This is a genomic window from Sphingomonas faeni, from assembly GCF_023195535.1.
Taxonomy (GTDB): Bacteria; Pseudomonadota; Alphaproteobacteria; order Sphingomonadales; family Sphingomonadaceae; genus Sphingomonas; species Sphingomonas faeni_B.
The window spans coordinates 43,407-66,932 of record NZ_JALPNF010000011.1 but is presented as its reverse complement, the minus strand read 5'-3'; the positions used below and the strand labels follow the sequence as shown (position 1 = coordinate 66,932).

20 protein-coding genes are annotated in these 23,526 nt (G+C 62.2%); 5 read left to right on the top strand and 15 right to left on the bottom strand.

Features of this window, described 5'->3' with window-relative positions; all coding sequences use genetic code 11:
- The first annotated feature begins 150 nt into the window (after positions 1-150).
- Entirely contained in the window at positions 151-2,766 is a 2,616-nt protein-coding gene (locus tag SPHN_RS16480; RefSeq protein ID WP_248524834.1) for an AAA family ATPase, read from the top strand.
- Positions 2,767-2,813: 47 nt separating this feature from the next.
- Here the strand turns inward: SPHN_RS16480 and SPHN_RS16475 are convergent, their stop codons facing one another.
- The 15 genes from SPHN_RS16475 to SPHN_RS16405 form a co-directional block, all read right to left on the bottom strand.
- Complete coding sequence (locus SPHN_RS16475; RefSeq protein WP_248524833.1) at positions 2,814-5,348, bottom strand: PAS domain S-box protein; 2,535 nt, start codon at positions 5,346-5,348, stop codon at positions 2,814-2,816.
- Positions 5,349-5,749: 401 nt separating this feature from the next.
- Positions 5,750-6,433 carry an LPD7 domain-containing protein gene (locus SPHN_RS16470; RefSeq protein ID WP_248524832.1) on the bottom strand — a complete coding sequence of 228 codons (684 nt, stop codon included), beginning with the start codon at positions 6,431-6,433 and terminating at the stop codon, positions 5,750-5,752.
- Positions 6,434-6,488: 55 nt separating this feature from the next.
- Positions 6,489-8,288, bottom strand: coding sequence for a type IV secretory system conjugative DNA transfer family protein (locus SPHN_RS16465; RefSeq protein ID WP_248524831.1), 1,800 nt, complete (start codon positions 8,286-8,288; stop codon positions 6,489-6,491).
- Complete coding sequence (gene virB11, locus SPHN_RS16460) at positions 8,278-9,291, bottom strand: P-type DNA transfer ATPase VirB11 (RefSeq protein ID WP_248524829.1); 1,014 nt, start codon at positions 9,289-9,291, stop codon at positions 8,278-8,280. The genes SPHN_RS16465 and virB11 overlap by 11 nt, the downstream gene beginning before the upstream one ends.
- On the bottom strand, positions 9,288-10,496 hold the full coding sequence (gene virB10 / locus SPHN_RS18535; RefSeq protein ID WP_248524827.1) for a type IV secretion system protein VirB10: 1,209 nt from the start codon (positions 10,494-10,496) through the stop codon (positions 9,288-9,290). Before virB10 ends, virB11 begins: the two co-directional genes overlap by 4 nt.
- A gap of 1 nt (position 10,497) precedes the next feature.
- Positions 10,498-11,340, bottom strand: coding sequence for a TrbG/VirB9 family P-type conjugative transfer protein (locus SPHN_RS16450; RefSeq protein ID WP_248524826.1), 843 nt, complete (start codon positions 11,338-11,340; stop codon positions 10,498-10,500).
- Positions 11,337-12,029 (bottom strand): virB8 family protein, encoded by a 693-nt coding sequence (locus SPHN_RS16445; RefSeq protein ID WP_248524825.1) that lies wholly within the window; start codon positions 12,027-12,029, stop codon positions 11,337-11,339. The genes SPHN_RS16450 and SPHN_RS16445 overlap by 4 nt, the downstream gene beginning before the upstream one ends.
- Positions 12,030-12,431: 402 nt before the next feature.
- The gene (locus SPHN_RS16440) at positions 12,432-13,466 is read right to left on the bottom strand and encodes a type IV secretion system protein (RefSeq protein ID WP_248524824.1); all 1,035 of its coding nucleotides are present in this window, start codon (positions 13,464-13,466) and stop codon (positions 12,432-12,434) included.
- A 35-nt stretch (positions 13,467-13,501) separates the two neighbouring features.
- Entirely contained in the window at positions 13,502-13,819 is a 318-nt protein-coding gene (locus tag SPHN_RS16435; RefSeq protein ID WP_248524823.1) for a hypothetical protein, read from the bottom strand.
- A complete protein-coding gene (locus tag SPHN_RS16430) occupies positions 13,819-14,538 on the bottom strand; it encodes a type IV secretion system protein (RefSeq protein ID WP_248524822.1) in 720 nt (239 codons plus the stop codon). The genes SPHN_RS16435 and SPHN_RS16430 overlap by 1 nt, the downstream gene beginning before the upstream one ends.
- Before the next feature lie 30 nt (positions 14,539-14,568).
- Positions 14,569-16,959, bottom strand: a complete 2,391-nt coding sequence (locus tag SPHN_RS16425; RefSeq protein ID WP_248524821.1) for a VirB4 family type IV secretion/conjugal transfer ATPase — start codon at positions 16,957-16,959, stop codon at positions 14,569-14,571.
- Positions 16,952-17,275 (bottom strand): type IV secretion system protein VirB3, encoded by a 324-nt coding sequence (locus SPHN_RS16420; RefSeq protein WP_128456002.1) that lies wholly within the window; start codon positions 17,273-17,275, stop codon positions 16,952-16,954. The genes SPHN_RS16425 and SPHN_RS16420 overlap by 8 nt, the downstream gene beginning before the upstream one ends.
- An 84-nt stretch (positions 17,276-17,359) precedes the next feature.
- Entirely contained in the window at positions 17,360-17,725 is a 366-nt protein-coding gene (locus tag SPHN_RS16415; RefSeq protein ID WP_248524820.1) for a TrbC/VirB2 family protein, read from the bottom strand.
- On the bottom strand, positions 17,722-18,378 hold the full coding sequence (locus SPHN_RS16410; RefSeq protein ID WP_282580618.1) for a lytic transglycosylase domain-containing protein: 657 nt from the start codon (positions 18,376-18,378) through the stop codon (positions 17,722-17,724). The genes SPHN_RS16415 and SPHN_RS16410 overlap by 4 nt, the downstream gene beginning before the upstream one ends.
- A 233-nt stretch (positions 18,379-18,611) precedes the next feature.
- Positions 18,612-18,899 carry a hypothetical protein gene (locus SPHN_RS16405; RefSeq protein ID WP_248524816.1) on the bottom strand — a complete coding sequence of 96 codons (288 nt, stop codon included), beginning with the start codon at positions 18,897-18,899 and terminating at the stop codon, positions 18,612-18,614.
- 93 nt (positions 18,900-18,992) lie between these two features.
- Between SPHN_RS16405 and SPHN_RS16400 the strand changes: the two genes are divergently transcribed.
- The 4 genes from SPHN_RS16400 to SPHN_RS16385 all read left to right on the top strand — a co-directional run bounded on the left by SPHN_RS16400 (position 18,993) and on the right by SPHN_RS16385 (position 23,137).
- Positions 18,993-19,874, top strand: coding sequence for a DUF7146 domain-containing protein (locus SPHN_RS16400; protein ID WP_248524814.1), 882 nt, complete (start codon positions 18,993-18,995; stop codon positions 19,872-19,874).
- On the top strand, positions 19,871-20,470 hold the full coding sequence (locus tag SPHN_RS16395) for a thermonuclease family protein (protein ID WP_248524812.1): 600 nt from the start codon (positions 19,871-19,873) through the stop codon (positions 20,468-20,470). The genes SPHN_RS16400 and SPHN_RS16395 overlap by 4 nt, the downstream gene beginning before the upstream one ends.
- Positions 20,471-20,951: 481 nt before the next feature.
- Positions 20,952-21,884 carry an ArdC family protein gene (locus SPHN_RS16390; RefSeq protein ID WP_248524810.1) on the top strand — a complete coding sequence of 311 codons (933 nt, stop codon included), beginning with the start codon at positions 20,952-20,954 and terminating at the stop codon, positions 21,882-21,884.
- A 233-nt stretch (positions 21,885-22,117) separates the two neighbouring features.
- The gene (locus SPHN_RS16385) at positions 22,118-23,137 is read left to right on the top strand and encodes an Abi family protein (RefSeq protein WP_248524808.1); all 1,020 of its coding nucleotides are present in this window, start codon (positions 22,118-22,120) and stop codon (positions 23,135-23,137) included.
- Positions 23,138-23,526: the final 389 nt, after the last annotated feature.

Genomic DNA, 23,526 nt, shown 5'->3' with positions numbered 1-23,526 from the left:
CGGATATGAGGAGACGCACAACAATCATTCCGGATGCAGCCGATCGAGTCCCCGAACGGAAAACAGGCCCGACCGCGTCACCGCTTGAGAGAAAGCCGCTGGACATCGCTCGGCGGCAATTCATCATTACGTCCGGGAGGGATTGTGACGATGAGTGCTGCACCGAAAACAGCCTATGAGATGATCTTGGAATGGGCGCCTTCTCGACCGTCCTGGCTGCAGGACGCGCTGCGCCGCGTAGTGGCCAAGGGTCCGTTGGAAAAGGACGATATCGCCGAGCTAACCTTGCTGTGCCTCAAGGGCCAGGGCACGACAGGGATTGAGCTGGACCCAATCGCGTTGACCGCGGACGACCGCTACGTCCGTACGACCGCAGGCGGGAAGATCACGCTCCTGTCGATCGCCGATGTCACCAACGCCAATCGGCTGGCCGCGGGGCAGAAGCTGACGTTCGCGCGCACCGGAATGACCGTCGTGTATGGCGACAACGGGACGGGCAAATCCGGTTATGCGCGCATTCTGAAACGATCGTGCCGCGCGCGCTTCAGCACCGCGGTGCTCCCGAACGAGCTCGACACAACATCGACCAGAGGCGCTGCGGCGACCATCGCCTATGCCGATGAGGGCCGCGATTGTCCGCCGGTCGCATGGAACGACAGCGACACGCCCAACCATATCCTCTCGGCGATCAGCGTCTTCGATCGCGAGTCCGGTGCGGTCCATGTTCGCGAGCAGAATGAAGTCGCGTTTCGACCCTTCGGATTGGATATTCCGGATGATTTGGCTGCAGCGTGCACCGGCGTCAAAGACGCGCTCACCGCCGAACAGACCCGGCTCAATGCCGCACGCGATGGGCTGTTTTCTCAGCCGACCTATGCGGCCAACTGCGCTGTCGGCAAGGTGCTCAACGCGCTAACCGCCAGCACCGATCTCGCCGAACTGCGTCAACTAGCCGAGCTCACGGAAGGAGAGCGCGAGCGGCTTCGACGCCTGACCGAAGACCTTGCGCGCGATCCGCAAAAAGCCTCGGCCGAGCAACGCGCGTGGTCTACTTCGCTCGACCGCGTCGCCGCCGCGCTCGAGTCTTTGCTCAACACGGTTTCCGATGAAACGCTGTCGGCGGTATCGACCGCGGCAGACAATGCCGAGACCGCTCGCGCGGCGGCCGACCTCGCCGCTAAGACGGCGTTCAACGAGGCGGTCCTGCCGGGAGTCGGCTGCGAAACCTGGCGAGCGCTGTGGGACGCGGCGCGGGCGTACGCGACGCAGGATGCATTGCCCGAGCAGGCGTTTCCGCCGGTCGCCGAAGGCGAGCCGTGCGTCTTATGTCAGCAGCCGCTCGATGCTGCATCGGTGCGGCGCCTGTCAGGCTTTGAAGCGTTCGTGACGGATGAAACGGAGCGTCGCGCCCAGGCCGCAGAGGCGACCGCGCGGCAGCTGATCAACGGACTTGCAGAACGGCGCGTCCGTATCGCCGCGTTTCCGCAGCTACGGCAGCTGAACGTGACCGCTCCGACAGCGGCACGCGCCGTGCTCAGAAGCCTCGCAACGGCAAGACTGCGCCGTGCATTGGTGCTGCGCGCAGCAAGCAGCGGACTAGCGAGCGCGCTGCCCTCGCTCCCGCGTTCACCGGTCGGGGACCTCAAGACTCTGGCGCGCGCAGCTGAGCGTTACGCCAACGAGCTTGCCGCGGCTGCCGACGCGGCCGGGCGCGCGGTCTTGGAAGCCGAGCGTCTCGAACTGCGCGATCGCGCCGCGCTCGATGTGCTTCTCCCGAAAGCGGAAGCCGAAGTCCGCCGGCTTGTCGACCTCGCCAGGATCGCGCTGTGCATCGGCGAGACGAATACCGCCGCTATCACCAAATTGGGCAATTCCATTGCGGATGAGGTGATCACGCCGCGCGTCCGAGACCGCTTTCAGCAGGAAATTCAAAAGCTCGCGGCTGGGAGGGTTCGCGTCGACATCACACGCTCGGGCGGCAGATTCGGTTCGCCCCAATATCAGGTGCGCCTGTTCGCTAACCCGAAGGCGAAGGTGCATAATGTGCTTAGCGAAGGCGAACAGACCTGCGTCGCCCTGGCTATGTTTTTGACCGAGCTCGCAACCGCATCTTTTGCATCGACGCTGGTGTTCGACGATCCAGTGTCGTCGCTAGATCATCGTTGGCGGCAGAAGGTCGCTGAGCGGCTAGTCGAGGAAGCCGCAACCCGCCAGATCATCGTCTTCACCCACGACATGGTGTTCCTCAACGACCTCCAGGTCCTGGCGGCCAGAGCCGGGGTAGCCCAAGTCGATGTATCGCTCAGTGTGTCGGGAAGCGGTGCCGGTATCGTCAGCGACGGATTGCCGTGGGCGGGACAAAAGATCGCCCAACGTTTGGACAAGCTGGAGAAAGACGCGCGGGCCGCGAAACAGTTTTTCGAGGCGCAGGATGAGGCGGCCTATGACGAGGCCGCGGCTAAGTTCTACAATCACCTGCGATCGACATGGGAGCGCGCGCTCGAAGACGTCGCGTTCTGCAACGTCGTGCAGCGGCACCGAGACTATATCAATGCGAAGGACCTCAAAAAGGTCGTCAGCTTGGAGACCGCCGATGTCACGACGTGGGAACGGGGTTTCAAAGTCTGCTGCGACATTACCGACGCGCATGATCCGGCCCGCGGCCGCAATGCCGCAATGCCGCCGCCGGATGATCTGCTTAAACACGTGCGGGAGCTCGGCGCGTGGGTGGAGTCGCTTAGGACGCGGCACAAGCAGATCGCGTGACGCTGCGCATCATCACTAGTACCGCGCGATCGTTACCGAGAAACCGATTACATCTTTGCTGGCCGCGCCCTGAGGATCTCGGCGACCTTCAGGGACAGTGCTTCAATCGTAAAAGGTTTGGTCAGCAATTCCATCCCGGGCTCCAGGTGGCCGTTACCGACCGCCACATTCTCAGCGTAGCCGGTGATGAAGAGGACTTTGAGACCGGGGCGCATCACTCTTGCCGCATCCGCGACCTGCCGACCGTTCATTCCGTTGGGCAGGCCGACGTCGGTGATGAGAAGGTCGATCCGCGCACCTGATTGCAGAACCTTAATACCTGCAGCGCCGTCGCCGACTCCGATGACCGTGTAGCCCCGCTCGTCCAGAACTTCATCGATTAGATGGCGGATCGTCGCTTCGTCGTCGACGACGAGGATGGTCTCGCTTCCGCCCGCGATCGGCGTGGAAGCCTCGTCACCTCCAGCCACCACATCGGCGTCGCCATCGCATCGCGGCAGATAGATGCAGATCGTCGTGCCAAGCCCCACTTCGGAGTCAATCCGCACCTGCCCGCCTGACTGACGTGCGAAGCCATAAACCATTGAGAGGCCAAGCCCCGTGCCCTGCCCGATCGGCTTGGTGGTGTAGAAGGGCTCGAAGGCGCGCGCGATCACCTGCGCATCCATCCCGGTTCCCGCGTCGGTCACGCAGACCTGAAGATATTCACCCGGGTCAATGTCGTATTGAAGCGCAGCACGATCATCCACGCGCTTGTTGGCCGCCTCAATGGTAATGCGCCCTCCTTCCGGCATCGCGTCTCGCGCGTTGATGCACAGGTTCAGGAGCGCGCTTTCCAACTGCGTTCCGTCAATCAGCGCGGGCCACAAATCAGGCGCTTCGACGACCTCGATAGATGTCTCAGGTCCGACGGTACGCCGCAGCAGTTCCTTCATATCCCCTATCAGACGGGAGACATCCGTTGGTCTTGGATCGAGGGTCTGGCGGCGGGAGAATGCGAGCAGCCGCTGGGTCAGGGAAGCTGCCCGTCGGCCCGCACCTTGTGCTGCCGAGACGAAGCGTTCGAGGTCGTCCGTGCGTCCGCGCGAGACACGCATCTGGAGTAGTTCCAGATTGCCCATCATTCCAGTCAACAGGTTGTTGAAGTCGTGCGCCAGGCCACCGGTCAGCTGGCCGACGGCCTCCATCTTCTGACTTTGCCGCAGCATCTCCTCAATCTGCTGCTCCTCGGTGACGTCGCGTCCGACCGTATAGAAAATACCGCTTTCGGGAACGGTGTCGGGCACCGCAGACCAGGCGAACGATATTGGGGCGCCGTCCGCCTTGAGCAGGCGAACCAGAAACTGATGAACGGGCTCGCCCCTCATGAGGCGCTCAATAACGTCTGCCGTGGTGGGAAGATCGTCAGAATGGATGATATCGGCGAATGGGCGGCTAATCAGTTCCTCATGCGATCGACCGAGCACGGAGGCCCACGCAGGATTAATCGTCTGCAGATACCCCTCGAAGGTCGCCACGCCGAAGAGGTCGTGCGTCATCTCGAACAGGCGGTTCCGCTCCGCCACCCGGTGCTCCAGGGTCGCATTCAGATCGCGCAGCGCCTGCTCGGTGTGCCGAGCGTCGGTAACATCGGTGTTGACGGCGACGGCGGCGATGACCTCACCGTCAATGACTACCGGCGCCGCTGAGCAACGGACGATGCGCTGCTCGCCAGTGAGCCGATGCCTGACAGCGACGTCCTGCACGACCTTCTGCCCATGGAACGCACGGGTGAACGCCTGCTCATCCGCCGGGATAACAATACCGGTCTCGGCGTCCCGCGTCTCGACTTCCTCCGCCAGGACGGCGACATTGCGGTTTAACTCCTCCCTGCTTGAGAAGCCGAGTTGATCCAGCGCGACCTGGTTGGCGAGAGTGATCCCTTCGGACGATCCGATATACACGCCGTCCGACATGCTTTCGAGGACCGCTTCGAGCTCAGCCGCCTTGCGCTCCGCCGCGAGATACAATTCCCGATACTTCGCTTCGCTGTCCCGGAGCGCCAGTTCGGCGCGAACGCGAAACAGTTCCGTCCAAGTGCGCTCGGCCACATCCTCCGCGAACCTGACGTCCTCGAGCGTCCATTTCACCGGCGTGCGGCAGTGGACTGCCAGAACGGCCGAGAGCCGGCCTTCCTTCACGAGAGGCACATTGAGAAAACCCCGGATCGACGCCTTCTCAAATGTCGCGAGTGCCTCGGACGAGGAGGTTCGGGGATCTCCGCGAACGTCGTCGATGACGATCGTATCGCCTCTTCTCAGGTCAGAAATGAACTCTGGACCGAACTCATCCAGACGGTGATCGCGCGCGTTGCTCGGGATCGAACCGTCGTTCCATTCCCGCTCGATCCGCACATATTCGCCACTGTGATCAACTTCGGCGTAACCCACCTGGCCGGCGCGGAGCGCGCGGCCCAGTGTCTCGGAAACGGTTGCGATAATTTCTTCTGGGCTTTGCAGCGCGCGGAGCCGGTCGCTTAACTGCAGCAGCACGCCACGTTGCTCGTGAGATTGATCAGGGTTGAGAGTGCCCTCGTGCTCCATGCTCACCCTGTTTTTCATTTCGACAGAATCACCAACGCACATCAATCCGAAAAGTGGGTAACGGCAGTCGTAAATTTGAGGCTTCGGGTACATGCCGCGCTAGGCACGATAAAAAAAGACCGATATAGCGCCGGTGCCCGACCGACAGCTTCGCAACGCGGACGACCGCTCCTGTCAAAGCGAGACGTTGCCGCCAGAGCCGGCGGACGGCGACATCTGGTCGCAAGCGGTTACTCCTGCCTTCCCCAAAATGAACCTGTAGCCGGAGGCTGCCCCTTCCGATCGCACTGGCGTTCGCCCGCAGGTTCCGCTTTCGAAAGACCTGTTTCTGGTTTCGCTTTTTTAAAACTGCCATTTAGAGCCGGGTAAACGGGAATGTGTGCCACGTGGCACACCCGCTATCACCGGCCCCCGATCGAGCGCGACTTCTCGTAGATCACTTCCTGGTTCATATCGCGGACCTGTTGATCCTGCTTCTGCTTGACCTCGACGCCGGCGACCCGTTCGCCCCGATCGATCCGTGCAGCGACTTCCTCCTTGCGCTCTGCGACGAACTCACGTTGCTTGGTGTGCTCACCCGGGAAGCGATCGGCCGCCACGACCATCGCCAGTGCGACGTGGCTTTGCGCCTTACGCAGCTCGGGGTCTTTGGCATTTTGCACATCCGTCTGTCGGCGAAATCGTTCGGCTAGATCACGTCCGGGTTCGGGCTGCTCCTTAGCGTCGCGAACCTGGTTCGCAGTGCGAGCGGTCTGCGCCTTTGTGGGCACCGCGCCAGGTTGGCGAGCCTGTTCACGTTCGGCTGCAGCCTTCGTCTTGGCGTCCGGCTGATACCCGTCGATCTTGAGCCCCTGCGCCGTAGCCGCGAGATACGCTGCCCGCTTAAATTCTTCGTCGCCGTCGATCCGAAGCGATGTCCACCCATTCTCTTTGGCGAGACGGATCAGATCGGGCAGCGACTCCTTATCCTTGGCCTTTATGCGATCGGGGGTGATCGTCGCCATCGGCTCTTTGTCGTGTGGGCTCCGATAGAGCTTGTCGCCGACCCGCAGGAACCTCGATTCCAGATCGGACGGCACTTCCATCGTTCGACGACGCCGATCGGCCTCAACGCCGGCAGTGTCGGTCTTTTGATCCATGTCACCGCTCCTGTTCGATCATACCTACAAGTTCGTCGCCCCGTTGCTCGGTCGAGACGTCAATGAGCATGTCGGGGAAATCTTGGATTACGACGCTATCCATCGCGAATGACATCGGATCGGGGTCAGTGAGCTGGTCGAACGTCGGCTCAACGCAAGCCGGCAGCTCCTCAGCGTCATCGATCCGCTGCGGGATCGGAGCCACCACCGGGGCCTGCGCGAGCCGGCTACGGAATAGGGCATCTCCGAAATATCGAATTTTGTCGCCGTGAATGGGAGGGATGCCGCCCCTCAGCAGAAGCAGTTCGGTATCGGGGAATTGCATCAGCTCTTGCGGCAGCAGGAGGGCGCGGCGCTGATCGGACATGGACTTGGAGCGGTTGGCGAGGATGCCGTGGATGGTCAGCGACTTCGTGACGGATTCTTGACCGACATATCCGATCCGCTCGGATAGCTCGTTCGCGACCCGTAGCTCCTTGGGCGTGAAGGCGACTTCTACCCCGCAATTGGCGACGATCTCGTTGGCGACATGCTCGCCATAAACCGCGCGGAGCTGAGACCTGGACTGGATCACCGGCAAAAGGCGGATGCCGTAGCCAGCAACGTAGGAGAAGGCACTGGCGATCGTCTGCGCGCGGCCGATGCGTGCAAACTCGTCGAGGATGACGAGAACCTGTAGCGGCGTCTGCGTACTTGGCAGCTCGCGTACGTTGAGGTCGATCAACTGTTGAAACAGCAGATTGTAGAGCGGCGCAACACGGTCCAACTCGTCGGGCGATACACCGAGATAGACCGACATGGGGGTGGTGCGCAGCTCGCGTAGATCGAAATCGCTCGTCTCGGTCGCCGCGTCGACCCGTGGATTGAGCCATAGGCTCAGCTTGGAGGTGACGGTCTGCACGATGCCTGCGAACGTATTGTCGGCGCCGGACGTGAAGTCGGCGAGGGCGTTGCGGCAGCCTTGCGACAAATCGTGCCGCTCCTCGAGAACGCTGCGGAAGAACCCGCGCGTGTCGCCCGTCGTCATCAAGCGGTAGATCGAGCCGATGGTGAACGGCCGATCGGAAACCGCGAGATAGGCGCCCACCCCGACGAAGGCGGTCCGTGCCGAGTCCGTCCAGAACGGCTCGCCGCGTTCGGGCGCGACGAACAGCATCGTCGCGATCTTCTGCAGCTCGATGATTACCTCGTCGGGATCAATGCGGTCGATGTAGCCGAGCGGATTGTAGCGGGCGGTTCGGCCGTCCGGTTCGGTCGGGTTGAACAGGTAGACGGCTTGGCCGTGCTTCTCGCGAAAGCCGGCCGTTGCGTCCCAATTTTCGCGCTTCACGTCGAGGATGACGACGGATTCCTGCCATGACAGCAGGTTGGGAATGACGATGCCGACGCCCTTGCCGGAACGGGTAGGGGCCTCGACGATGCAATGTTCGCTCCCCCCGAACGTGAGGAATTTTCCGCCTTTCTTACCCAAGACGATGCCGTTCGCAGCACGGAAGCCGGCGCGACGGATCTCGCTCTCCCGAGCGAAACGCGCCGCGCCATGCAGGGGCGGTTTGAGTTTGGTGAACCACCAGATCGTGATCGCCGCCAGGAAGAGCCCGATCCCCATACCGGCGCCGAAAGCCTTCAGCACGACTGGGTCGTGCCGGTAGTACCAGAAGAACGCCGGCATCTTGAGCGGGTCGAACTTGGCGCTGGGAAGCCCGAGATATATCCAGGCGATGACAGAGGCGATCAGGAACGCGACGACGAGAGCAACCGGAATGCCGAAGGCGAAGAGTGCGCGCCGGTTAGGCTGCATGACGCCCTGCCGGATCGTAGTAGATCTCCGTCATCCGGAACTTGCCGTCGACCTTCTTCATCTGGACCACGACGTCGACGAGGATTTTTAGGAGCGAGCGGATGTCGTCGCGGGCCAGGTCCGCACCGCCTTCGCTCTCTTTCACCAGCAGCGTCAGTTGCTCGAACGCTAACTCGGCCGAGTCCGCGTGTATGGTGGTTATCGAGCCCGGATGACCGCTGTTTACGTTGCGAAGGTAGAAAAAGGCGGTTCCGTCGCGCAGCTCCTGAAGCAAGATGCGATCGGGCCTCATGCGCAGTGCGCTTTCCAGCAGCTCTTTGGCCGTCACCTTGGCGGTGCCGGTGCCATCCTTGCTATAGATCATGTGGACGACGTTCCTGTGCGGCACGACAAGCTCGCGCGTGTCCTCGATCGTCAGCAGCCGCTCATTCTCTGGAATGAGCTTGATGAGCCCCTTGGAAAACGTCGTCTTCCCCGAGCCTGTCGCGCCCGAGATCAGGATGTTGAGCCGGCTTCGCACGGCTAGGTCGAAGAACTCGACGTGCTTACCGGTGTTAAGCAGGCCCAGTAGCCGTTCCTCGATCGGACTGACCCTTTTGGTGGCGATCTTGGTTTCCGCGAATAGGCCGCTCGCCTCGAAATCCGCCATCGTCATCGTCTTCGTCGACGGTTTGCGCACCGTGATCGATACGGTGCCGTCGGGGACTACGGGGGGAAGGACGAGTTGGACCCGTTCGCCGGTCGGGAAGACTGTCGAGCAGATCGGCGTCTCGCGCGTCACGTCCTGCGACGTGAACGCGGCCGCAGCGCGGGCCAGCCCGTTGAGAGCTTCGAGGGTAAGGTCGGGCTCATTTTCCCAGGTCCACCCGCCATGCCGCTCTACGCCGATGATCGAAGGTTCGTTGATGACAACTTCCGTCACGTCGTCTTCGTCGAGATAGCGGCGAAGCGGGCGCACGGCATGATCGAGGATCGCCGTGTTGCGGAAGCCCGGTGCGGTCACTTCAGACCCAGCCCGTAAACCTGGGAAAAATCGAAATCCTTGGCGACGGTGATCGCCAGCTCGGATCCTTGGTTGACCCGCACGACGGGGCGGATCGTCTGCGTGTCCTGTAGGACCGACGAGGTGGTGTCGCCGGGGGTGCGGAAGACGGTCGACCCGGCCGGGCTGACGGCCTGGCCGGCGATCTGTCCACCCGTATCGAGGACGCTGAACAGAAGGGCGGCCCCGAACCGCTGCCAGAAGAACCGATCGATTTTGCCGGTGACGCCTGCGCGGCCGAGGGAGTCGGACGCTGGGGAACCTATATCGATCGCGACACCGCGCGGCGTGACCGCGCGTGTCCACATCGCGAAGAGCCGACCCTGGCCGCGTTGCAAACCATCCTGGTACTCGCCGAAAACGCGCGTGCCTTTCTCGAGAAGCACGACGCGACCGTTGTCCGAGTAGATATCCCGAGGGATGATGCAGGTGGTGTAGCCCGGCACGGTGCTGTCCATCGCCGTTTGCAGGACGCAGGGGATAATCGCGCCCGCGGTGACGAGATAGTTGCGGTTGCCGATCATGCGGGCCGTGGCGGTGCCGATCACCGACGTTTGCTTGAGCGTATCGAGGTTGGTCCGGGTGGCCGACGTGGCGCTACCGCCCTGCGGTGCCGCGTCGCCGCTGTCCCCGGTGTTGTCGCCGAGCGTGCGACCGCCATTCGGACCGCTCTGGTTGCCGTTGTAGGCGATCAGCGTCGATCGTCGGGCATTGTCGCTGAGTTGGCGGGCCTCATTCGCGCGCCGCTCGGCTTCAGACTGCGCGCGGGTTTGCTGGTCTGACGTTCCGGTCGATGGATACGGAGTGATCGGCTGCCCGTCGGGACCGATCGCTGGAACCTGCGTTCCGGTGAGCTGCACCGGGGCGTTCGGGTCGCGAGGTGCCGTGGCGAGCGTCGGTGCGATCACCGACTTGGGATCGTAAGGCGCCTCGACCGCAGGAGGCGCCTTCTTCACCTCCAGTGCCTTGTTACTCCCGGTTCCGGTGACGACTGTCAGGGCCGCGAAGACGATTCCGCCAGCAAGCGCCGCGCCGACTAGCACCTTCTTGTTGTCCCATTGAGCCGCATTGAGTGATGGGATTCGGTTCGGGCGGTCGGCAGCGGGGGAGCGGTCGATCTCGCCTGCTTCGGGCGTCGCGTCGACGTCGAATCGTTTATCGCTCACGTCACTTCTCCGTCGTGCGCTCGACGACTTCGGATGCGGTGTCCGTCTTGGGATCACGGCCGTAGAAGCTCGGGCTTTCGTTGTAGATGCAGAGGACGACCTTGCCCCTGCGGAGGCGCATTTGCTTGTAGATGCCGTGGACGACCACGAACTCATCACGCACATCGAACGCGGCCGTCGCCTCGCTTCCGTCGGGATTTACGGTGAAGATCGCGGGGATTTCGCGCTGGTTCGGGAAGCGCAAAACGGTGAACTGACCGTTGTCGCTGATCTCCGAAGGTTGAATGTCGGAGGAGCCCTCGACTTTATAATTCAGGTTGCGCTTGCCTTCGAGAACACCGAGGTCGAGCGCCACCTTGACCGCGCCGTTCTGCGCCGCCAGCGCAGCCGCGAGCTGCGCTTGTTGCGTGGCAAGAACCGCTTGCTGCGCCTCATACTCGGGATAGCGTAGCCGGACCTTGAAGAACGTCCCCGTCGCACGCGCACCGGCGACGGCTGTCAGCTCGAAGGTGTAGTTGCGCTTCGTGCCCTGAAACTCCGTCACGACGATGAGGTTCGTCACCCCGGCCCGTTCGCGGGGCTTCACGAACAGCGAATTGTCTGCCGGTGCGACCTCCCATGACAGCGTGTCGCCCATCGCGACGAATTTAATGACCTCGCCAGGGGCGAACTCGATCTGCGTCGCGGTACGAAAGCCGCTGCGGATTTTGATGACATTACCGTCGGTATAGTTGACCTCGCGGATGCGCTGATCCGGTCCGAGCTGGCGCGGCGTCTGCTCGGCAAATGCCGACGCGGGCACGAGCGCTCCCAGCGATGCGGCCATAAGCAGGATGCTCTTCATCGTGTCGGCACCTCCGCATCGGCTCGGTAGGACTTCACTTGGAAACCGAGCGGGTTGGCGTAGCGTCCAGATTCCGTTTCCGGCTTGGACAGCACATCGAAAGTGATGGTCGCGATGGCCGGCGTCTCGATCACCTGTTGATCGCGTTCGAGGCGCTTCACGAAGCGAACCTGCGCGACGTTCGGTGATATGAAGGCGACCGATCGGATCGCGACAAAAACCGCGTCGTTCGCGGTGAGCTGATTTTGCGGAGAGTCCGGGTTGTCCTTCTTGTAGAAAGCCGTCCAACGCGCCTGTTCCTCTCGCGTTGAGAGCGCCAGCACCTTGCGGAAGAACTCTTCGCGTGCCTGCGGAATCCACCCCTCCCGCGCTCGGACGTAATCGGCCAGGAAGTATTTCCGGATCGCCTCGTCATAGGTAATCGACTTATCGCCGCGCAGCTCTTGAGCGACGTCGGTAGCACCCGTCGATCGATCGACGGTGACGACGTAGGGTACGACCGTCTTCAACGGCGTGAGCGCCAACACCGCGGCAGCGCATATCGCCGCAAACGCGATCGCCACGGACGCGACGATCCAGGCGACGCGCCGCGAGCGCGCAGCGGTGACGAACCTGTCACGATCCCAGCCTTCCGCTTCCGCGAAATAGCTTTTGAGGTCTTCGTCGTTGTCTTTGACGCCGATCGCCATTGTCAGCAGCTCGCATAAGAGGTCGGGAGGGCCGCGCTTGCGCTCGGCGACGCTCCGATCGCCGGCACCCGCTCGTTGCTGGACGTCGGCCCTTGTAGGCTCGGCGTCGCGCTGGCGGGCGGGAAGAGATTGGTGGTGGGTGAGGGTGCCGGGGAGGCTGGTGCCGCTCCCTGCGGGTCAGGTGTGCCACGTGGCACATCCCCCCTGCTCGCAGACGCCGCAGGGGTCAGCCCCCTATCAGGAATGGTCGGGAGGACCGTTCCATAGAGGTTTGCCGGTCGCAGATGCTTGCCGGTGCAACGCGGGAGCTTGTTCTCCTTCGCTGCAGCCACTGGAAGGGTCGGGGTCATCGCGGCGATGGCAACGATGGCCAGGAAGGGTGCGAACTTCATGCCGATGCTCCTAGTAATTGGTCCGGGTGAGCGACCCGCCGCGAGATCCGCTGCCGCTAGCGCCCCCCATCAAGCGCATTTGGCGGGCATCTCGCGCTCGTGCGATCGGCAGGCCGGCTAATCGTCCCGGCGCGCTCGAAAGCGCTCGACCAGCGCTAGGGGCGAAGTTGCCGGTTGCTGCATTGGCGAATTGAGTCGCGAGTGAAGCACCGCCGCCACCTAGGCCCGCAGCAAGGCCGGGGATTTGAAGAAAGAAGAAGAACCCCAAGACGTAGAAGGCAATCGCGCGGATCGCGATGACGGGGATGTTGGTATCTCCGGCGAATGCTTGGCTCATGAAGTCCTCACCCGTATTTCGGATAAAGATCGTCAGCAGCAACGCGAACGCCACCAGCAGAAGGTAGTTGATGACCGACCCGAGCCAGGAAAAGAAGAATGAGCGGGTCGAGTCGAAAAGTAGCGCCGCGACGAAGAGCGGGCCGACTACCGCGAGGAGTGCCAGAGAAAACAGCGCAAACGCGCAGATCGTAAATCCTAATGCCGCTGATAGAAGCGCCATCACCATCAGTACCAGGCAGTAAATGCCGGTGAAGAAAATCTCGATGATGTTGTTCGGCATGCCAATCAGGTTTTTGCCGGCAGCCGCAGTACGCGCGTCCTGAATCTCGGTAATCTTGTCGATCGTCTGCGCAGCACCCTTGACGATCTGGTCGAAGAAATCGCCAAGCCCATTGACGTTGGGACCGCCGACCGCGGTTGAGATATCACGCGGTAGCCCGTCCATCGTGAACAAGCCGGTCGAGGCACCGTAGAGAGTTGTGACCGCAAATACGAGAACGGCGAGTTTCATTCCACGATAGACGAACTCTCGGAATGGATATTCGACAGCACCCCTGAGTATCGCGATACCCAACAGAATGATGTAAATTGTCACACCAACACGAAGCGGTCCTGAAATCCAGCTTACGACACCCGCATACGCTGCAATAATCGCAGCTAGAGCATTGTTCAGGTAGGTGAACATCGTCGCGAATAGATTTGCCATTCCACCTACCCCAAGGGTCGATCACCGACAGGAGATCAAATGCCCATGCCTTTCTTGAAATCGTCGCGATCCTTTGTGCGACGGATTGCTTCGTTGGCGCTGGCGACGTTGTTGCATGTCTCGACTACGACCGACGGCCAGCTGAACGGCGAGCGCTGCGAAGCCTTCCACTTGTCGCAGACACCCTGCATCTCGACCCGTGCGGCCTCGTTGGCGACGTAGTACGCCGTGTCGTGAAGCTGCATGTCAGAGCGCAGTCCATTCCCAGTCTGCTGCTGCTCCGACTTCGAGCAACCTGCAAGGAGGGCAAACCCGGCGATAATTCCGGCCGTGATCGGATACGGGCGGGGCATTAGTTCAGGCCCATCCCAGCCCTGTAGCTCGCGCGATCCGACTTCTGCATGGCGATATACCGTTGGTAATCCGCCTCGGCTTTCGCCCGGCGCTGGATATCCACCGCCTGCAACGCCATCTGATCGTTCATCATCTGGGCCTGCTCGAGCTGGAGCCTAGCCGACATATCGGCCCGCTCGGATGCCGTGGTGGCGGTCGCCAAGCGGCTACGCAGTTCCTCCAGACCCTGCCGCCTATTGGTGACGGAATCGCCGACGTTACCGGCCAGACCGGTCGTCACGGCCGCCTCGCGTGCACCCTGCTCCGCGGCCGATCGGCTCGCATCGCTCGCATCTGCCGGGACGCGACCCATTAGGTCTTTATAGACATCGTTAGCCTTGCCGCGCAGGCCGCCCACGACATCGAGGTTCCCGCTCGTGAAGCCGTCGAGGTTCGGGGACGATACGTTGCTGGTCCGCAGCGCGTCCGTTTTTAGTTTATTGGCAATGCTGCTGATGTTGGTCGCATCGTTGACGCTCTGATAAAGCTGCTTCGCCTGCGCGATCTGTTGTAGGCCCTGATCGACCTGCGTCTTGGCGGCTAGAACCTGCTGCCGCGCCTGATCGAGCTGCTGCAACTGTTGAGCGAAAGCCCGTGGATCGAACACGATCCCGCCGAGCTGCGCGTGCGCGGCACTCGTGCTCAACAGGGCGATCCCGACTAACAGGCGGGCGGTCATTCTCGCGCTACGCATGTTCCTTCTCATCCTTCAGCTTGGGCGTCGACGTTGGTGGAAGATCGGTAGCCAGGCCGCCGGATCGGGGCCGAACTCCGCGGCGGTCTCGACGGCGATCGGTGTCGTCTCGGCACGGCCGGACAATACCGCCAGCTCGTCATCGAGGCCGGTCAGGTTCAATTCGACCACGACGCTGTCATGACCCTGCTTCACCAGGAACTTGCGGGACTCCGGCGACAGCTCCTCGCGGATGAGCTGATATTCGGCGTCGGTCAGGGAGAAGCCCTCGACGTAATCGCGCCGCGATCCCTTTGGGTTCGGCAGCATGACCTGCGTCGCGACCTGTTCGAGGATCGAATGCGCGATATCGCTCTTGAGCGCATCCGCAGGCGATTGCGTGGCGAACACCATCATCGCGTTGCGCTTGCGGAATGTCTTGAGACCGTCCTGCGCGAAGCCGCGGAATGCCTCGTCCTGGAGTGCCTTCCAGAACTCGTCGATCGCGATGATCGTGCGCTCGCCGGTCAGCAGCTTGTCGATCCTGTGGAACAGGTAGAGCATGAGCGGCGCCCGGACCTCGGCATTGTCGAGGAAGTCCGTCATGTCGAAGCCGATGAACCGCGCATCCAGCGTCAGCTCGTCCGACGGGTTGTCGAAGACCCAGCCCATCGAACCGCGCGTCGTCCATTTCTCGAGCCGCGCTCCGACTCCGCCGGCATCCGCCATGCCGAGCATCGTGCGGAGCGCGTCGAACGATCGATCCTCGCGGGGAAGCCGCATGACGGACGCGATCCCTTCGTCGATCAGGCGCTCGTCCTGGACCGTGATCGGGCGACCTTCCGCCCTGACGAGCTGCCGCACGAACAGCGCGAGCCAGGATCGATCTTCCGCGGTGTTCTCCAGCGCCTTGAGGGGCGCAAAGCCCGTCGGGACACCGTTTGCGAGCGTCAGGTACGTGCCGCCCGACGCCAGCACGAAGATCTGCGCGCCGCGATCCTTGTCGATGAAGATTTGTCGCGCCCCGGTCTTCTCGGCCTGCGCCATCAGGAAGTTGACGATGACCGTCTTGCCGCCTCCGGTCGGGCCGACGATCAGCGTGTGTCCGATGTCCCGCTTGTGGAAGCTGAAGAAATAGGGGCTGCGCGCGCTCGTCTTCATCAGCGCGATCGCATCGCCCCAATGATTCCCGGTCGCGAGCCCGGCCGGATAGGTGTGGAAGGGCGAGAAGGCCGCAAAGTTGAGCGACGTGATCGGCGCCGGTCGCGCGCGCCACGCGAAATTGCCGACGAGCTGGCTCCAATAGGCGGCCTCCAACGCTGCCCCCTCGCGGGCCGCGACCATACCGGTATCGGCAAGCGCGGCGCGCGCGATCGACATATTATCGCGCAGGCCTTTGAGCGACTCCGCATAGACCGCGAGCGTGAAATGGTGGTCGCCCAGGACAAAGCGGTTGGACATGAGATCGTCCGCTGCGTCGACGAGATCGAGCATCTGGCTGACGGCCCGATCCTCAGCATTCTCCATCTGCTTCTGACGCAGCCGAAACCGCTCGGACGCCGCGGCGCGACCGAGGAAGGTGAAGGATTGCGTCAGCACGAAGCTGAAATCGACCGCCAGCAAGGACTCGAACTGGCGCGGGGTTGTGAACGCCGGATACTCGCGGATGCCAAATATGCCCCCGAAGGCGCTGCGATCGGCGTCACGGACCTCGACCGTCTCACCACCGAAGATCACCCGCTGGCGGTACAGCGCGCTCCCCAGGTGGCCGCGGATGACGGGAACGCGGCGATGCCGGCCCGTCATCACCATCTCCGCCACTTCCATCGTCTCGGAAAACTTGAGGCCGTTGTGACCGTAGATCGCCAGTCGACGCGGCGAGCAGCGATCCATCAGCCGCTCGAAATCGCGGGCCTTGTCCTCCAGTGCCTCCAGCAGGTCGGCGTCGATCGAGTCCGCTTCTGTGTTCGCCCTCGTCTTGTTCTTGAAGAGCTGGACGAGCTTGTCCGCGCCGTGGATCGACGGGCGCAGCACCAGCGTCACGAAGAAGCGGTTGATGAACATCCGCTCCTTGTTCATCCGCGCGAAGTAGGCGGCATCGAGGTCGCGGGCGAAGCGCGAACGGAAGTTGCCGCCCGGATATTGCTCGACCCTCGACCGAACGAGATGCGTCCAGATCGACAGGCGATCGTCGTGGAGGTTGCGCAGCATCACGTTGAGCTTCGCGTGCCAGTCGTTCAGGTCGCGCACGTCGGCCGTCTCAAAGGCACGGCCCTGCAGCTCGAACGTCAGCATGATCGCCCCGGAATCGAGTGCCACCACCTCGTCGGTCACGTGGCGTGCGTATGGCAGGAACTTGGTCGGCAGCACTTCCTTCAGCGCGATTTTCATCGGCACCTGATCGGAAAGGCGGTTTGCCTTAGCCATTGCGGCCGAACCCCTTGCGCTTGATGCCCTTGAGGGGGAGCGGGGTGTAGCTCGACCCGCCCCAGAACACGCGGTTGCGGTTGGCCGCCTTGGTGCGGCCCCACAGGAAGATCAGCCGGAAGGCGTTGACGTCGTGGCGCACGATGAGGCGCGACAGGCCGAACATCACCGCGGCGACGACCGCGCCATAGACGGGATTGGACGTTCCGATCAGCGTGATGACCGAGGCGAGCAGCACGACCACCGCCGCCTCGATCGGCACGCCGGCGAACAGCGCAGGCCGCGTCACCGCCAGGAACAGCGGATTGCGTGCCATCAACTCCCGGTCCTCTTCCACGCCTACTACTCCACTCGATACACTCGAAGGCGGACCGCGCAGTGCGGCCCGCCCCCGGCAATGTCAGCCGGCGATCTGGTCCACGATCCACGGTGCCGAGAAGATGATCGCGATGCCGATGACGACGGTGACGAGCGCGCCCGTGTTGACGCGACCTGTCAGCCACCCGAGCCCGGCCGCGATGAGCGCGATGATCGCGATCGTACGCAGCAAACCGTTGCTCAGCAGGCCCAGCACCTTCGTGCCGAACCCTTCGAGGTTGCTTTGCGCGAACGCAGGCTCTGCCGAGATTAGCGACGCTAGCGCCACCAGGCCGCACAGCGTCAGGAAGTGGCGTGCCTTGCGCTGTCGCGGCGTCATCGCTGCGAAGCGGGCGGTGACATGCGAGCGAAGGGCAAGTGCCGGCCCGCCGAGCGATACGAGGTTCATCGGTCTTCTCCTCCCGCGCTAGCCCGCGCGTATGCTGCCGTCGCGAACACGTCCCACGATGGCGGCGGTGGGGGTGGCGCAGCCTTGGACTGCCCCTCAGCGGACGTGTTTTCAGTCACCAGCGCCGCGAGCTGCGCTGACGCGCTCGCAGGGCCGTCGGTATCGGGTAGCGTTGGCGCAGCGATCCGGACCGACATGGGCTGGATACTGTCGGAGAAGCCGGCATTGCCGACGACCCGGCCGACATAGCCGTTGGAAAAGCCACGCGACTGCGACCCGGTGTTGTACATGGAAAGTGCAATACGAAGTGCGCGCTGGGGATGCAGCCCCGCGCTGACGCTCCGATAATTGCCGGAGATTACTGCCCCGGCCGCAGCGATGTTGGTACAGGGCTCGAACACCGTGTCCCAGGTCAACCCGAGCGCTTTCATGTTGCGCGAGTTGATCTGGCCGAGGCCGAGATCGACCGAGTAGCCTTTCGCGACGTAGAAGCGCGCAATGTCGATCGCCTGCGCAACGCTCGCCGGCTGTGCGACCTTGGGACCAAGCCCGTTAACGTTGATCGCCAGTTCGTTGCCCTGGCTTTCCGTACGGACAATCGCCGCGATCGTTGCAGGTGCCACACTTGGCGCACATTGCGCCGCGAGACCCATAACGACAGCGGCGGGAAGCGACATTACCGCACCGCGCTCGTGCAGATCGCATTGGCCGCGTCGACCGCCAATGGTGGGATTAGAACCGCATGACAACCGTCTGCGGTTCGAGGTGAACATAAGCGATTTGCCATGTTTTCACTCCACTCGATAGAGCAAAGCTAAATGACAATACCTTCATGCGCTAGACCGAAAACGACAAAGGTTCATTATGGATCTATCGTTTTAGCCCGTCAGAAGGACGCTTCGTCGCGCACGCCAGCGCATGGGTGGACAGCAATCGTGCCCTCATAGCCATATCCAATAACGATATGACGAATAGCGGAAGAAGCCTTCTTATACAGGCGGATACGCTTTTTGTCGTAAAGCCCGATATGATGCAGCGTTGTGCCACGCCAACTCACGCGAACATTGATATGCCACTTACCGGTATCGTGCTGGCAGACATGAACGTCGGTGATCGTACCACCAGGTGGGCGCAGCGTGGTCAGTTCGCGCTCCAATATTAGCCCTAGTTCCATTACGTTTCCGTTACAGTGATTTACTATGTTTTCGCTGGTACCGGGTCCCACCCTGCGATAGCTTTACAGCCGCCTGAAGGGGAGTATCCAGAGATGGACCACCGTCGCACACCGGCAGTCGAGCACCAAGCGGACCGTATCGTCCGCCAGCTCGGCGGAAAATGGCAGGGCGACTTCGCCATGTGCCGTTGCCCGGCTCATGCCGACGGCACCGCAAGCCTCTCGGTTCGCGTTGGCGAGCGAGCTGTCCTCTTCCATTGCTTCGCTGGATGCACCGCCGACGCGATCATGACGGCGCTGCGCTCGGGTAAGATCCTTGCACCCGCTGACCACAATCCGGGACAGCGTCAGGAGAGCAAGGCAGACCACAACAAGGTCGCGGTCGCAGTGTGGCGGCACGCCCAGCCCTATGTCGGCTCGCTCGCCGATCGCTATTTGCGCTCCCGCGCGATCGTACCCGACGGTATCAACGCTCGCTTCGATCCGCGTTGTCAGTTCGGTTCGGGCGCGGCGAAGGCGTTCGCACCCGCGCTGATCGTGCCGATCGAGGAAGACGCTGGCGTCGTTGCCATTCACCGCACCTTTCTGCGTCCCGATGGTCGAGGCAAAGCCGAGATGTCAGAGCCCAAATGGATGCTCGGCAACCCCGGTAGCGGAGCGGTCCGATGGGGCGGCGTTCCGACAGACGGCGTGTTACGTCTCGCAGAAGGCGTCGAGGATGCCGCGAGCGTGATGAACATGCTCGGTGCCGGACTATTCGTATGGCCGGTCCTGGGCATCGAACGGTATCAGGCTGTTGCCATCCCCGAGAGCGTCCATACCGTTGTTATCTACAGCCAGCATGGTGGCGAGGCGGCACGGGCTATCGAGCGGGCTACCCCGCATCTGACGGCTCATGGCCGCCAGCTCATTATCAAACCGCCACCCCATGCCGGCGACTGGAACGACCTCCTGCGCGAGATACGCGCGATATGAAGCTGTTTCCCGGCGTACCCCGGCATCAGAAATGGATGATGGGCGTGACGTTCGTTATCGTCGCGGTCTACTCGATATCACACAACAAAGAGCAGCTTGCCGAAGCGACCAGGACCCGTCTGACCTCTCCTGCACCGCGGATCGTCGATGGCGATACGGTCGAGTTTACCAATGGGCGGGTCCGGATTGTCGGTATCGATGCGCCGGATGATGACCGTCCACAGCTCAGGGCAATTGCAGCCGATGCGTTGCAGCGTTTGTCGGCGCGGGACGGAGGGTTGGACTGCTCGGCCTCGATGTTCGATTATGCGCTGCGGCATGAGAACCAGTGCCGGACCGATCCAAAGAGCTATGGCCGATTAAACCTGTCGTGCCGTTTCCCCGCGAACAAAGCCAGCGTCGGAGCATCGATGGTCGCGCAAGGCTATGCGGTGGACTACCGAATATTTTCCGGCGGTGCCTATGTCGACCTGATGAGACAAGCCGCAGCCAAGCGTGCTGGTCTGTGGGGCGTCGATTACGAAGGAATGCGGCAGCTCGCGATCGAGCGGGCGAGCGTGCCAGATGGATGTGCGGTCGAGACGATTAAGAAATAGCGGGCCTGCCTTCGGCACGCGCTCTACGTCGCACCGCTGACGCGCCGCTCCGCGGAACCCCCAGGGGTTTTCCGCCCATGCGGGTGACGATCGACTAGGCTGAGAATGACTTTGCCCACGGGCAGACCTTGTTCTTACGGTGTGCGAACACACGGATCGAGGGTGTGCCACGTGGCACACCTGCAGCCGCGCCCTGAGCGCGACATGGACCTGTTGGCGCCGATGCCCTCCCCCGGAGGCCGATCGACGCCGGGGGAACACCAAGGGCGGCTGCCCTTTCGTTCCCGAACGACAATCAGACCACCCGAGTAATCCGCCAAGCGCGGCACCCGACGCCTTGTAGACGTCGGCCGCACTAAGGCGGCTCGCCCGCGCCAGTGGTCAGATTCTCGCCCTCCCTCTCCATCCCGTTCCTCGCCGGAAAGGCAGAGCCAGTTGCTGTTGCGACCGGCTTACTGCCTCAAAGGAAAGGAAAAATACCATGGGACGGATCACTGACAACCGCGCCGACATCTATCAGGAAATCACCGATCAGATGATCACCATGATCGAGGCTGGTACCCGGCCTTGGTCTAAATCGTGGAACGGTGCCCCCACGCCGAATATCCCGCTGCGCTCGACGGGCGTTCCCTATCGCGGCATCAACGTCCTGTCTCTTTGGGTTGCAGCGATGACGAAGGGTTATGCCTCCCCGCATTGGCTGACCTTTAAACAAGCGCTCGCGCTCGGCGGTTGCGTCCGCAAGGGCGAGAAGGGTTCAATCGTGGTCTATGCCAACAAGATCGAGGTTCGCGATGAGAAGGCCGATCAGGGGCGAGAGCAGGGCGAGGACGGTAAAAAGCAGGTCGCGTTCCTCAAGCGCTACACGGTCTTCAACGCCGAGCAGATCGACGGCATCGAGACGAAATATCCAGCGCCTGCGGCCATCATCACCGCCACCAATCCCGACGAACGGGACGCCGAATTGGACACGCTCTTTGGTCGCGTCCCCGTCACGCTCAAGCATCACGGTTCGCAACCCTATTATCAGCCGAGCAGCGATCACGTCGTCATGCCGGACTATACCGACTTCAACACCAGCGACGATTATTACTCGACCCTGGCGCACGAGTTTTGCCACGCAACGGGCCATATCGACCGGCTCGCCCGTCCCACTTTGATATTCAAAAAGCGCGAGGATTATGCCCGCGAGGAACTGGTAGCCGAACTGGGGGCAGCCTTTGTAAGCGGCGCGATCGGTATCAAGCTTCACGACCGTGAGGACCATGCCGCTTATCTGGCAAGCTGGTTATCGGCCCTTCGCAACGACAAGCGCTGCATCTTTACCGCTGCCACCCAAGCCCAGGCCGCAGCCGATTGGCTGTTGAGCCGGATGGGTGCCGAGAATGGGCAGGCCTTGGACGACGCCGCGTAATCGCCTGCCGGCTTTCGGTCGACCCAAGACCGAGAGCCGGTACCGCACTTCTGATGGGATTTGCCGTCCATTTCGGGCGGGCCGCACGCCTGTCTCTCACGTGACCGGCGCCGTCGCCTTCGGCGCCGGGATCCGCCTGCACCGGATCGCGGCCAAGAGGCAGAAACTCAAGGTTCAGGCCTTTTCAGCTTTTCATTGAATCCTCATGCGTAGGCGCATATATCGATTGCAACATGGCCGTCCCCGCTGTTGCCGCTGGCATCAAGGGGCGGCCTTCTTCATATCAGGGCCGAATGCTTCCGCCCTACACCAAACCTCATCTCAGCTTTGCAGACCAGCTAGCTCTCCTTATGCAGCGCGGTCTGGGCGTCAGTGATACGGCCAAGGCGACCGAGCATCTCCAGCGCATCGGCTATGGCCGACTGACGCCCTACTGGCAGCCCTTTCAGCAGTTCGTCCCCGACACTGGCGACGCAACGCGCACGATCCGCAGCGACCTGTTCCGGCCAAACGCCGAGTTTCGTCACGCCGTCGATCTCTACCTCTTCGACAAGCGGCTTCGCCTCCTCTTCCTCGATGCGATCGAACGGATCGAAGTCGCGCTACGCGTCGATCTTGCGCATGCGCTCGGCAAGCGCGATCCGTGGGCGCATCGATCGTCCGCCTTTCTCGACGCCAACCGCGCGAACGCAGCCTTCAAGGGAACCACCCGCCACCAGATTTGGCTTTCTAAAGCCGACGAGGCGGTCGACCGGGTCAAGGACGACTGGGTGAACGCGTTCCGCCGCACCTACAGCTCGCCTGTGCCGATCTGGATGGCGGTGGAAGCCTGGGATTTCGGAACACTGTCCTGGCTGCTCGAAATGGCGCACCCCAACGATCGGTTTGCCATTGCCAAACGTTACGGCCTGCTGCCCGATACGCTGGTGAGCTGGATCAAGACGCTCGCGTTCGTGCGCAACATCAGTGCCCATCATGCCCGTCTGTGGAATACCGGTATCGTCAGTCAGCCGCGGGTGCCCAAGTCGTTCGAGGCACCGCAAATGGTTCATATCGGATCCGAGGTCGTACGTCGCAGTCGCGTCTATGGCGCAGCGGCTGTAACCAGTTATCTCGTCAAACAAATTCATATGGGCACCAGTTGGAGCGACCGGATGAAAGCGCACTGGCTCACCTTCCCCGTCATGCCATTCGCAACATCTGCCCAGGGCGGTTTTCTGCCCGGCTGGGATACAGAAGCGATCTGGCGCTGACCTTACCCTGCCTATCGCGATGCAATCCGTGCGAATGCCCGACGGGCCATGGCGTATGGCTTGGCTACCGCCTCTAGATCACCAGCGTCGTCGCAAAGATCGACGGCCAGGCGCGCGCGATCAACGCGCGTATAAGGGATCCTGCGACGGGTAGATCTCGATCACGCTCCGGCTATGCGGCTTATCGTCTGGCGTAATTGGTCGGCGGGAATGTAACCGGCATTCCCGTCTCTCTCATGGAATCCAGTCCTTAAACGACGATCCATGCCGGTAGGCGGTCGGGCGCGACCCTGCCGGGCACGGCTCTATCGGCGCAAGCGCGCCGACCAAGCCACCGTGCCGGTGTCTCGGCCCATCCGGGTCACGATCCTCGCGTGTGGCGGGCGTAG

Bases quoted from the DNA above. Each gene is read 5' to 3' on its own strand.
- SPHN_RS16480 (WP_248524834.1), top strand. From the start codon at position 151: ATGAGTGCTGCACCGAAAACAGCCTATGAGATGATCTTGGAATGGGCG.
- SPHN_RS16475 (WP_248524833.1), bottom strand. From the start codon at position 5,348: ATGGAGCACGAGGGCACTCTCAACCCTGATCAATCTCACGAGCAACGT.
- SPHN_RS16470 (WP_248524832.1), bottom strand. From the start codon at position 6,433: ATGGAAGTGCCGTCCGATCTGGAATCGAGGTTCCTGCGGGTCGGCGAC.
- SPHN_RS16465 (WP_248524831.1), bottom strand. From the start codon at position 8,288: ATGCAGCCTAACCGGCGCGCACTCTTCGCCTTCGGCATTCCGGTTGCT.
- SPHN_RS16450 (WP_248524826.1), bottom strand. From the start codon at position 11,340: ATGAAGAGCATCCTGCTTATGGCCGCATCGCTGGGAGCGCTCGTGCCC.
- SPHN_RS16445 (WP_248524825.1), bottom strand. From the start codon at position 12,029: ATGGCGATCGGCGTCAAAGACAACGACGAAGACCTCAAAAGCTATTTC.
- SPHN_RS16440 (WP_248524824.1), bottom strand. From the start codon at position 13,466: ATGGCAAATCTATTCGCGACGATGTTCACCTACCTGAACAATGCTCTA.
- SPHN_RS16435 (WP_248524823.1), bottom strand. From the start codon at position 13,819: ATGCCCCGCCCGTATCCGATCACGGCCGGAATTATCGCCGGGTTTGCC.
- SPHN_RS16430 (WP_248524822.1), bottom strand. From the start codon at position 14,538: ATGACCGCCCGCCTGTTAGTCGGGATCGCCCTGTTGAGCACGAGTGCC.
- SPHN_RS16425 (WP_248524821.1), bottom strand. From the start codon at position 16,959: ATGGCTAAGGCAAACCGCCTTTCCGATCAGGTGCCGATGAAAATCGCG.
- SPHN_RS16420 (WP_128456002.1), bottom strand. From the start codon at position 17,275: ATGGCACGCAATCCGCTGTTCCTGGCGGTGACGCGGCCTGCGCTGTTC.
- SPHN_RS16415 (WP_248524820.1), bottom strand. From the start codon at position 17,725: ATGAACCTCGTATCGCTCGGCGGGCCGGCACTTGCCCTTCGCTCGCAT.
- SPHN_RS16410 (WP_282580618.1), bottom strand. From the start codon at position 18,378: ATGGGTCTCGCGGCGCAATGTGCGCCAAGTGTGGCACCTGCAACGATC.
- SPHN_RS16405 (WP_248524816.1), bottom strand. From the start codon at position 18,899: ATGGAACTAGGGCTAATATTGGAGCGCGAACTGACCACGCTGCGCCCA.
- SPHN_RS16400 (WP_248524814.1), top strand. From the start codon at position 18,993: ATGGACCACCGTCGCACACCGGCAGTCGAGCACCAAGCGGACCGTATC.
- SPHN_RS16395 (WP_248524812.1), top strand. From the start codon at position 19,871: ATGAAGCTGTTTCCCGGCGTACCCCGGCATCAGAAATGGATGATGGGC.
- SPHN_RS16390 (WP_248524810.1), top strand. From the start codon at position 20,952: ATGGGACGGATCACTGACAACCGCGCCGACATCTATCAGGAAATCACC.
- SPHN_RS16385 (WP_248524808.1), top strand. From the start codon at position 22,118: ATGGCCGTCCCCGCTGTTGCCGCTGGCATCAAGGGGCGGCCTTCTTCA.